This window comes from Streptomyces sp. NPDC001393 (assembly GCF_053597455.1).
The window spans coordinates 145817-154106 of sequence record NZ_JBSFIH010000019.1; the positions used below are offsets into that span (position 1 = coordinate 145817).

The window sequence follows — 8290 nt, forward strand, 5'->3', positions numbered from 1 at the left end:
CCCTCTCGATCATGACGGGCCACGGCGAGGTCCCCAAGCGTGGGAGGCAGGACGTGAGCAGCGCGCTGTTCAGGACGAAGAACGTCGAGCAGTCCATCCAGGACACCGAGGAGCCGGAGCATTCGCTCAAGAAGTCCCTCTCCGCGCTCGACCTGACCGTCTTCGGCGTCGGTGTCATCATCGGCACCGGCATCTTCGTCCTCACCGGACAGGTCGCCAAGAACAACGCCGGCCCGGCCGTGTCCCTGGCCTTCGTGGTGGCCGGCGTGGTCTGCGCGCTCGCCGCCCTCTGCTACGCCGAGTTCGCGTCCACGGTCCCCGTGGCGGGCTCGGCGTACACGTTCAGCTACTCCTCGCTGGGCGAGCTGCCCGCCTGGATCATCGGCTGGGACCTGGTCCTGGAGTTCGCGCTCGGCACGGCGGTGGTGGCCGTCGGCTGGTCCGGGTACATCCGCTCGCTGCTGGACAACGTCGGCTGGCACCTGCCCGACTATCTGGCCAGCCGGGACACGGCCTCCGGCTTCGGCTTCGACATCCTCGCCGCCGCCCTGGTGCTGGTGCTCACCGGCATCCTCGTCCTCGGCATGAAACTGTCGGCCCGGATCACCTCGCTCGTCGTCGCCATCAAGGTGGTCGTCGTTCTCATCGTGATCGTCGCCGGTGCCTTCTTCGTCAAGACCGGCAACTACTCTCCGTTCATTCCGCACCCTCAGCCGGTGCCGGCCGGTGGCGACCTGAAAGCCCCGCTGATCCAGCTGATCTTCGGCTGGGCGCCCGCCAACTTCGGTGTGATGGGCATCTTCACGGCCGCCTCGGTGGTGTTCTTCGCGTTCATCGGCTTCGACATCGTCGCGACGGCCGCCGAGGAGACCCGCAACCCGCAGCGGGACATGCCGCGCGGCATCCTCGGCTCCCTGTTCATCTGCACCCTGCTGTACGTGGCCGTCTCCATCGTCGTCACCGGCATGGAGAAGTACTCCAGGCTGTCCGTGGAGGCCCCGCTCGCCGACGCCTTCAAGGCCATCGGGCACCCCTGGTTCGCGGGTGTGATCAGCTTCGGCGCTGCCGTCGGCCTGACCACCGTGTGCATGATCCTGCTGCTCGGCCAGACCCGGGTGTTCTTCGCGATGAGCCGCGACGGACTGCTGCCGCGCTTCTTCTCCCGTGTTCACCCGCGTTTCCGCACCCCGCACCGGCCGACCATCCTGCTCGGCGTGATCATCGCGATCGTCGCCGGTTTCACCAGCCTGAGCGAGCTGGCCGAACTGGTGAACATCGGCACGCTCTTCGCGTTCGTCGTCGTCGCGATCAGCGTGGTCATCCTGCGCCGGACCCGCCCGGACCTGCCGCGCGCCTTCCGCACCCCATGGGTCCCGGTCATCCCGATCCTGTCGGTGTGCGCCTCGCTGTGGCTGATGCTCAACCTGCCGGCCGAGACCTGGCTGCGGTTCGCCATCTGGATGGTGATCGGTTTCGCCGTCTACTTCCTCTACGGCCGCACCCACAGCCGGCTGGCCCCGGGCGGGCAGACCGCCACCGGAGAGACCCAACGGCCGTCCGCCGGGAACACCCCGTGACCGTCTCCGCCCCGCCCCGCCTGCTCGCCCACCCGGTACGCGGAGGCGGGCACGGCGGGGTCAGCCCAGTACCGTGCGGGGGCCGGTGACCTGTGCGCCGTGTTCCCGGACCCGGCGCCGCAGTTCGCGGTCGGCCGTGACGACCAGGCACGGGCGGTCGCCAGCCGCCGCCGCGAGGTCCACGATGCGGTCGTCGCCGCTGCCGGGCGCGTCCTCGACCCGTACCCCGGGCACCGACTCCACACCCCGGGCCGCGCCCTCCACCACCAGGACCAGCTCCAGCGGACCGGGCAGGCCGGCCACGCCGGACCGGGCCAGGGGCGCCAGCCGGTCACGCAGGCGCTCGGCCGCGCCGCGGCGGTCGCGCCACCAGCCGTCGGGCACCGACCCGACGACGTTCGCGCCGTCGACGACGATCAGGGGGAGGGGCTCGTCCGTCACGTCCGTCCCGCCCTTGGTGTCCGTCATGTTCCGTAACAGCTCTGGTGTGTCGCCTGCGTAGCAGAGTCAGTGTGTCACGGGTGTCAGGGGTGTCCCGGCCCAGCGGCTCGTGACCGCGGCGATCGCGGCGGCCGCGCGCTCGGCGGGCCGCCCGCCCGCGCGCACCTCGGGGGAGAACTCGACGTGCAGGAACGGCACATGGTCGGCGTCGGCCACCTGGCCCTGCACGTTCGTGAGGCCCTCCAGCGGACAGGACCGCGCCCAGGCCCGGCACACCCGGAAGCCGTGACCGCGCAAGGCGTCGGACAGTTCCAGGCCGTCCTTCCGGCCCGCCGACCCGGCGCCGGTGGAGGCGACCACGTCGTAGCCGGGCACGGCGGAGGCGGCGAAGCCGTGCAACTGGATCCCGGGCATCCCACGGCGGGCCAGTTCGGCGCAGATGGCGTGGAAAACGGTGTCCCGGCGATGCGCCACGTCCGCGGAATTGCCTACTCCTGCTTTGCGATGTGCTCCTGCGATCACGAGGATCCCGTCGGGTGAGCCACGCAGCACCCGCACGCCCAGCTGCTCGGTGCCGAGGTCGAAGCCGGGATGCGGGACCTGCACCGACCAGCTCGGGCGGTGGTCCAGATCGAGGTAGACCCGGCCCCAGCCGCGCGGGGTCGCCGTGGCGTCGGTGCGGTCGGACACCTCGGCATAGCGGTGGCCGGAGGGCCGGTCGAAGACCGTGCGCAGGGTGAAGTCCCGCTGCGCGAGACGCTGTTCCGCTTGTGTGCGGTGACCGTCGAGCAGCAGGCCGATGGCCGCGGCGATGTCCTCGCGGTCGGCCTGGCCGGGCGGCAGATAACCCCGGCCGGGGGCGAACCGGCTCGTGTAGTCCGCCACCTCGCGCGCCAGGTCGAACTGCCCGCTCCCTTCCGGGGCGGGCCGGCGGGCGTCGTCGGCGGTGCCGCCCGGGGCGCGCAGCAGGACGGTGAGACCGGCCGCGAGACCGGCGGCGACCAGCAGCAGCGTTGCAATCGTGATGAAACGTGAGCAATGGGCTCTCATGGTCGTATCACGATATCCCGGTGACCGGACGCCGTAGCGTGGTGCTCGAACGGCCCACGGGGGACCTCTGCTCCCGGCGTGACCGGGACGGCACCGAACTGCGCGTCGTCCACGTCGAGGACGGCCGCCCGGCCGAGGCCTGACGACGCCGATGCCCGGCACACCAGTCGGTGTACCGGGCATCGCAGGACCGTACGCGGTGCCTTACGCGGGGACGCTCGCCACGCCCTGCGCCAGGAACTTCCTGCCGTTCACGCGCTCCGAGACGCCCTCGCGGTCCAGGTACGGCGTGATGCCGCCCAGGTGGAAGGGCCAGCCGGCACCGGTGATGAGGCAGAGGTCGATGTCCTGGGCCTCGGCCACGACGCCCTCGTCGAGCATCAGGCCGATCTCCTGCGCGACCGCGTCCAGGACACGGGCGCGGACCTGCTCCTCGGTCAGCACGGTGTCGCCCTGCTTGAGCAGCGCGGCGACCTCCGGGTCCAGCTCCGGCTTGCCGCTGTCGTAGACGTAGAAGCCGCGCTTGCCCGCCTCCACGACCGCCTTGAGGTTCGGGGAGACCGTGAAGCGGTCCGGGAAGGCCCGGTTGAGGGTCTCCGAGACGTGCAGGCCGATCGCGGGACCGACCAGCTCCAGCAGCACCAGCGGGGACATCGGCAGACCGAGCGGCTCGACGGCCTTCTCGGCGACCTCGACCGGGGTGCCCTCGTCGATGACGTTCTGGATCTCGCCCATGAAGCGGGTCAGGATGCGGTTCACGACGAACGCCGGGGCGTCCTTGACCAGAACCGCGGTCTTCTTCAGCTTCTTGGCGACGGCGAACGCGGTGGCGAGCGACGCGTCGTCGGTCTTCTCACCGCGGACGATCTCCAGCAGCGGCAGCACCGCGACCGGGTTGAAGAAGTGGAAGCCGACGACCCGCTCGGGGTGCTTGAGCTTCGACGCCATCTCCGTCACCGAGAGGGAGGAGGTGTTGGTCGCCAGGATCGCGTGCGCCGGGGCGACCGCCTCGACCTCCGCGAAGACCTGCTGCTTGACGCCGATCTCCTCGAACACGGCCTCGATGACGAAGTCCGCGTCCGCGAAGCCCTCAGCCTTGTCCAGCACACCGGTGACCAGCGCCTTGAGGCGGTTGGCCTTGTCCTGGTTGATCCGGCCCTTGCCGAGCAGCTTGTCGATCTCGGCGTGGACGTAGCCCACACCCTTGTCGACGCGCTCCTGGTCGATGTCGGTCAGCACGACCGGCACCTCCAGGCGGCGCAGGAAGAGGAGGGCGAGCTGCGAGGCCATCAGGCCCGCGCCGACCACGCCGACCTTGGTGACCGGACGCGCCAGGTTCTTGTCCGGGGCGCCGGCGGGACGCTTGCCGCGCTTCTGGACGAGGTTGAACGCGTAGAGACCGGCGCGCAGTTCACCGCTCATGATCAGGTCCGCGAGGGCCTGGTCCTCGGCGTCGTAACCCTGCTGCAGGTCGCCGTTCTTGGCGGCGGCGATGATGTCGAGGGCGCGGTAGGCGGCCGGGGCCGCGCCGTGCACCTTGGAGTCCGCGATGAACCGGCCCCGCTCGACGGCCTGGTCCCAGGCCTCGCCGCGGTCGATCACCGGGCGCTCGACCTGGATGTCGCCCTTGAGGACCTGCGCGGTCCACAGCAGCGACTGCTCCAGGAAGTCCGCGCCCTCGAAGATCGCGTCGGCGATCCCGAGCTCGAAGACCTGCTTGCCCTTGAGCTGCTTGTTCTGGTTCAGCGAGTTCTCGATGATGACCGAGACGGCCTTGTCGGCGCCGATCAGGTTCGGCAGCAGGGTGCAGCCGCCCCAGCCGGGGACCAGGCCGAGGAAGACCTCGGGGAGCGAGAACGCGGGAACGGCCTTGGACACCGTGCGGTAGGTGCAGTGCAGGCCGACCTCGACACCGCCGCCCATGGCCGCGCCGTTGTAGTAGGCGAAGGTCGGCGCGGCCAGGTTCGCCAGACGCTTGAAGACGTCGTGGCCGCCCTTGCCGATGGCGAGCGCGTGCTCGTGCTCCTTGAGGACCTCGACGCCCTTGAGGTCGGCGCCGACGGCGAAGATGAACGGCTTGCCGGTGATGCCGACGCCGACGATCTCGCCGTCCGCCGCCTCCTTCTCGACCTGGTCGATGGCGGTGTTCAGGTTCGCCAGCGAGCCGGGGCCGAAGGTGGTCGGCTTGGTGTGGTCGAAGCCGTTGTCCAGCGTGATCAGCGCGAAGCGGCCGGCGCCGAACGGCAGGTCGAAGTGGCGTACGTGCGCGCTGGTGACGACCTCGTCGGGGAACTGCTGCGCGGCCTGCTTCAGAAGCTCGGCGGTGGTGCTCACTTGTCCCCCTCGAAGTGCGGGTTCTCCCAGATGACCGTCGCGCCCATGCCGAAGCCGACGCACATGGTGGTCAGGCCGTAGCGGACGTGCGGCTGCTCCTCGAACTGGCGGGCCAGCTGTGTCATCAGACGGACGCCGGAGGAGGCCAGCGGGTGGCCGAAGGCGATGGCGCCGCCGTACTGGTTGACGCGCGCGTCGTCGTCGGCGATGCCGTAGTGGTCGAGGAGGGCCAGCACCTGGACGGCGAAGGCCTCGTTGATCTCGAACAGACCGATGTCGGAGATGGACAGGCCCGCCTTGGCGAGAGCCTTCTCCGTGGCCGGGATCGGGCCGTAGCCCATGACCTCCGGCTCCACGCCCGCGAAGGCGTAGGACACGAGCCGCATCTTGACCGGCAGGCCGTTCTCGCGGGCGAAGTCCTCGGAGGCGATGATCGAGGCGGTGGCGCCGTCGTTCAGACCGGCCGCGTTGCCGGCGGTGACCCGGCCGTGCACGCGGAACGGCGTCTTCAGGCCCTGCAGGTTCTCCAGGGTCGTGCCCGGCCGCATCGGCTCGTCGGCGGTGACCAGGCCCCAGCCGGTCTCGCCGGCCTCCGCGTTGGTGCGGCGCACCGAGATCGGCACCAGGTCCTGCTGGATCTTGCCGTTGGCGTACGCCTTGGCGGCCTTCTCCTGCGAGCGCACCGCGTACTCGTCGGCGCGCAGCTTGGTGATGTGCGGGTAGCGGTCGTGCAGGTTCTCCGCGGTCATGCCCATGAACAGGGCGGACTCGTCGACCAGCTTCTCGCTGACGAACCGCGGGTTCGGGTCCACGCCCTCGCCCATCGGGTGCCGGCCCATGTGCTCGACACCACCGGCGATGACGGCGTCGTAGGCGCCGAAGGCGATCGAACCGGCGGTGGTCGTCACGGCGGTCAGGGCGCCGGCGCACATGCGGTCGATGGAGTAGCCGGGGACGGACTGCGGCAGGCCCGCGAGGATGCCGGCCGTACGGCCCAGGGTCAGGCCCTGGTCACCGATCTGCGTGGTCGCGGCGATGGCGACCTCGTCGATCTTCTTGGGGTCCAGACCGGGGTTGCGGCGCAGCAGCTCCCGGATCGCCTTCACGACAAGGTCGTCGGCGCGGGTCTCGTGGTAGATGCCCTTCGGGCCCGCCTTGCCGAACGGGGTGCGGACGCCGTCGACGAAGACGACGTCCCTGACGGTACGAGGCACGATGGCTCTCCTCCAGATGCGGGATGGCACTGCCGCGCTGCGCTGAGCGCGCGCTCAGGACTCATGCTACTTACGAGTAACGTAACTGCCCAGTCCTGTTCGGGGGAGCGGCGAACGTCACATCCCCAGGCGCTCACACGCTCCTGCTCTCTCCGTCTCTTTCCGGTACGTGCCGTCCCAGGATCTTGGCGTGATCTCGACGCCGCCGTTCCGCTTCCGCACGTCTTCCCGGCACGTGCCGCGGCGGCCCGGTGCGGCGAGAGTGCGTGCATGGCGTCGCAGGGCAGGCGGGAATTTGACGACAGAGCCTAGGCGCCCCGCGTGCTCAGCGCGGCGACGAGCACCGGCGTCACTAGCCCGACCTGCCAGGGACGCGCGCCGTACCCGGCGAGCGCGGCCCCCACGGAGTCGGCGTCCACCACCTTCGGCGGCTCCCAGCAGATCCGCCGGACCGTGTCGGGGGAGATCAGGTTCTCCTGCGGCATGCTGAGCCGCTCGGCGACGGAGGTCACCCCCGCCCGGGCGGCGGAGAGCCGTGCCGCGGCGGCGGGATCCTTGTCGGCCCAGGCTCGCGGCGGCGGAGGCCCCGTCACCGGCTGGCCCGGCTGAGGCAGCGCGGCGTCCGGCAGGGCCTTGGCCCGGTCGACCGCCGCCTGCCACTGCTCCAGCTGCCGCCGCCCCATCCGGTGCCCGAACCCGTTCAGCCCCGCGAGCACGTGGACGTTGGCCGGAAGCGCGAGCGCCGCCTCCACGATGGCGGCGTCACTGAGCACCTTGCCCGGCGAGACGTCCCGCCGCTGTGCGATCCGGTCCCGCGTCTCCCACAGCTCCCGTACGACACCGAGCTGCCGGCGCCTGCGCACCTTGTGCATCCCGGAGGTGCGGCGCCAGGGGTCCTTGCGCGGCTCGGCCGGCGGCGCGGCCGCGATCGCGTCGAACTCCTGCAGGGCCCACTCCAGCTTGCCCTGCCGGTCCAGCTCCTTCTCCAGGGCGTCGCGCAGGTCGACGAGGAGTTCCACGTCGAGCGCGGCGTACCGGAGCCAGGGCTCGGGCAGCGGCCGGGTCGACCAGTCGACGGCGGAGTGGCCCTTCTCCAGGACGAAGCCGAGCACGTTCTCGACCATGGCGCCGAGGCCGACCCGGGGAAAGCCGGCGAGCCGGCCGGCCAGCTCGGTGTCGAAGAGCCGGGCCGGGACCATGCCTATGTCGCGCAGACAGGGCAGGTCCTGGGTGGCGGCGTGCAGCACCCACTCGACGCCGGACAGGGCCGCGCCGAGCCGGGACAGGTCGGGGCAGGCCACGGGGTCGATCAGTGCGGTACCGGCCCCCTCGCGGCGCAGCTGCACCAGGTAGGCGCGCTGGCCGTAGCGGTAGCCTGAGGCGCGCTCGGCGTCGACGGCGACCGGGCCGGAGCCCGCGGCGAAGGCGGCGACCACCTCGGCGAGCGCGGCCTCGTCGGCGACGACGGGAGGAATGCCCTCGCGCGGTTCGAGCAGTGGTGTCGGCGCCCCCAGCACAGAAGATCCGGCGTCATCCGGAGGAGTGCCTCCGGTGGTGCGCAGGGTGCTGTCTGCTGTGGTGTCTTGGGCGTCGGTCACCTGTCAAGGGTATCCGTGTGTCGACGGCGCCCGTCGACGAAGGGGCGCGAGGCTGTATCGATATGCGGCTCCGCCG

7 protein-coding genes are annotated in these 8290 nt (G+C 71.0%); 2 read left to right on the plus strand and 5 right to left on the minus strand.

From position 1 onward, the window contains the following. Positions 1–53: 53 nt before the first annotated feature. Positions 54–1577 (plus strand): amino acid permease, encoded by a 1524-nt coding sequence (locus ACWC2T_RS21810; RefSeq protein WP_450672005.1) that lies wholly within the window; start codon positions 54–56, stop codon positions 1575–1577. Positions 1578–1637: 60 nt separating this feature from the next. Here ACWC2T_RS21810 and ACWC2T_RS21815 read toward each other — a convergent pair whose 3' ends face one another. Then, positions 1638–2045, minus strand: a complete 408-nt coding sequence (locus tag ACWC2T_RS21815; protein ID WP_450671996.1) for an NTP pyrophosphohydrolase — start codon at positions 2043–2045, stop codon at positions 1638–1640. Positions 2046–2084: 39 nt separating this feature from the next. Further along, positions 2085–3068 carry a hypothetical protein gene (locus tag ACWC2T_RS21820; RefSeq protein WP_450671997.1) on the minus strand — a complete coding sequence of 328 codons (984 nt, stop codon included), beginning with the start codon at positions 3066–3068 and terminating at the stop codon, positions 2085–2087. Between the two features lie 20 nt (positions 3069–3088). On the opposite strand from ACWC2T_RS21820, the gene ACWC2T_RS21825 reads away from it, so the two are divergent. After that, the gene (locus ACWC2T_RS21825) at positions 3089–3211 is read left to right on the plus strand and encodes a hypothetical protein (protein WP_450671998.1); all 123 of its coding nucleotides are present in this window, start codon (positions 3089–3091) and stop codon (positions 3209–3211) included. A 61-nt stretch (positions 3212–3272) separates the two neighbouring features. On the opposite strand, the gene ACWC2T_RS21830 is transcribed toward ACWC2T_RS21825, so the two are convergent. From ACWC2T_RS21830 to ACWC2T_RS21840, 3 genes are all read right to left on the minus strand, one after another. Continuing rightward, positions 3273–5402 carry a 3-hydroxyacyl-CoA dehydrogenase NAD-binding domain-containing protein gene (locus ACWC2T_RS21830; RefSeq protein ID WP_450671999.1) on the minus strand — a complete coding sequence of 710 codons (2130 nt, stop codon included), beginning with the start codon at positions 5400–5402 and terminating at the stop codon, positions 3273–3275. Next, positions 5399–6616: a thiolase family protein gene (locus tag ACWC2T_RS21835; RefSeq protein WP_351211099.1), complete on the minus strand. Its 1218-nt coding sequence runs from the start codon at positions 6614–6616 to the stop codon at positions 5399–5401. The genes ACWC2T_RS21830 and ACWC2T_RS21835 overlap by 4 nt, the downstream gene beginning before the upstream one ends. Positions 6617–6924: 308 nt before the next feature. Continuing rightward, on the minus strand, positions 6925–8214 hold the full coding sequence (locus ACWC2T_RS21840; protein ID WP_450672000.1) for an HRDC domain-containing protein: 1290 nt from the start codon (positions 8212–8214) through the stop codon (positions 6925–6927). Positions 8215–8290 lie beyond the last annotated feature (76 nt).

What these genes read in the sequence shown, in the direction of transcription:
- ACWC2T_RS21815 (WP_450671996.1), bottom strand. Translation starts at nt 2,045, where the DNA reads ATGACGGACACCAAGGGCGGGACGGACGTGACGGACGAGCCCCTCCCC.
- ACWC2T_RS21820 (WP_450671997.1), bottom strand. Translation starts at nt 3,068, where the DNA reads ATGAGAGCCCATTGCTCACGTTTCATCACGATTGCAACGCTGCTGCTG.